2 protein-coding genes are annotated in these 1,858 nt (G+C 71.4%); both read right to left on the bottom strand.

All coding sequences use genetic code 11. The features are described from left to right. Positions 1-231: 231 nt before the first annotated feature. On the bottom strand, positions 232-1,089 hold the full coding sequence (locus tag E0D90_RS25355) for an S-methyl-5'-thioadenosine phosphorylase (protein ID WP_103501881.1): 858 nt from the start codon (positions 1,087-1,089) through the stop codon (positions 232-234). Further along, complete coding sequence (locus tag E0D90_RS25360) at positions 1,086-1,466, bottom strand: FmdB family zinc ribbon protein (protein WP_103501882.1); 381 nt, start codon at positions 1,464-1,466, stop codon at positions 1,086-1,088. The genes E0D90_RS25355 and E0D90_RS25360 overlap by 4 nt, the downstream gene beginning before the upstream one ends. Positions 1,467-1,858: the final 392 nt, after the last annotated feature.

The following is a 1,858-nucleotide window of genomic DNA, read 5'->3' on the forward strand; positions in this document are numbered from 1 at the left end:
GGCATGGGGTGGGGGTCGGGGCGCGGCAGCTCGGTCAGCCCTCCGACCCACCCCACCGCCCGAACCCACCACCCACACCGTCACCCAGGGCGCCCACCAGCGGCGTCCTGGTCGAGCGATGCCGGGCTGTCCCGGGCGACGCCGAGCGATGCCGGGCTGTCCCGAGCGATGCCGGGCGCATGCCGAAGCGAGCGGGTAGCCGGCCGGGTCATGCTCCGACTCGGTCCGGTGTCAGGGCAGTTCGATGCCGGTGTCCTGTCCGGCCAGCGCGTTGGCGCACATGCACTCGCCGCGCTCCTCCGGCAGCTTCGCGACAGCCTCGAAGAGTACGCCGCGCAGCCGGCCGACGTTCTGGGCGAAGACCTCCAGCACCTCGGTGTGGGAGACCCCGTCGCCACTCTCGGCACCCGCGTCCAGGTCGGTGACCAGCGCCAGCGAGGTGTAGCAGAGCTCCAGCTCCCGGGCGAGAACGGCCTCCGGGTGCCCGGTCATGCCGACGACCGCCCAGCCCTGCGCGGCGTGCCACTGCGATTCGGCCCGGGTCGAGAAGCGGGGCCCCTCGATGACGCACAGCGTGCCCCGGTCCACCGGCTCCCAGTCGGAAGCACGTGCCGCCGCGAGCGCCGCCTCCCTGCCCAGTGGGCAGTACGGATCGGCGAATGTGGCGTGAACCACGTTGGGGCGCACGCCGTCGGCGCGCGTCTCGCCGTCGAAGTAGCTCTGCACCCGGGTCTTGGTGCGGTCCACGAGCTGGTCGGGGACGACCAGCGTGCCCGGGCCGTGCTCCGGCCGCAGTCCGCCGACCGCGCAGGGCGCGAGGACCTGGCGGACACCGACGGCACGCAGCGCCCACAGGTTGGCCCGGTAGTTGATCCGGTGCGGCGGGAGGTGGTGACCACGGCCATGGCGGGGCAGAAACGCCACGTCCCGGCCGGCGACCCGGCCGAGGAACAGCGAGTCGCTCGGCTTCCCGTAGGGCGTCTCCACGGTGACTTCCGTCACATCGTCGAGGAAGGAGTAGAAACCCGACCCCCCGATGACTCCTATGGTCGCTCGCGGGCTCGCCTCGGGCGCCGCCGGCGGGGTCACGCGGCGGGGGCGCTGCTGGCCGCGGGCTTGGACGCTCCCGAGCCGCCGGAGTCCCCGGAGCCGCTGCTGGAGCCGCTCGAGGAGGAGCCCGTGGAGCTCGTGCCGCCGCTGTCGGAGGTGGAGCCCGACTTCGCGCCGTCGTCGCTCTTCTTGTCACTCTTGGCCGCGGACGAGCCAGCGGGCGTCGAGCTGGAGCTCGCGCTGCGGCTGTCGTTCCGGTAGAAGCCGGAGCCCTTGAAGACGATGCCGACCGCTGAGAAGACCTTCTTCAGCCGCCCCTCGCAACTGGGGCAGACGGTGAGGGCGTCATCGGTGAACTTCTGCACCACCTCAAGACCCTCGTCGCACGCGGTGCACTGGTACTGGTACGTCGGCACGTCTATCCTCCTGGCACTCTTACTCGGTGAGTGCTAACGACGGTCCATCGTGCAACATTCCGGCCTCATAGTCCACTGCCGAAGGTCCCGCCGGGCCGCGCTCCGCCTGTGAGTCGGTCCGCGCCCCGCCGCGTGATCAGCCGCGGACGCCCGTGCGCCCCGGCCGTCCGAGTCGGGGCCCCGGCCCGCCCGTCGCCGCCCTTCGGCGGCTTCTCCGCCGCACCGCGCACCACCACCGCACCGTGCACCACCGCTGCCCGCGCATCACCGCACCGCGCCACCGCGGCACATCTCCTGACTCTTATACACATCAGATGCTGCTGCCGCTACTCCTTCTTTTACTCATCTGTCGCTGCGGACGATACTCACTCTGTATCTTTTACCCGGCTTCC

This window comes from Streptomyces otsuchiensis (assembly GCF_004305975.1).
Classification (GTDB): domain Bacteria; phylum Actinomycetota; class Actinomycetes; order Streptomycetales; family Streptomycetaceae; genus Streptomyces; species Streptomyces otsuchiensis.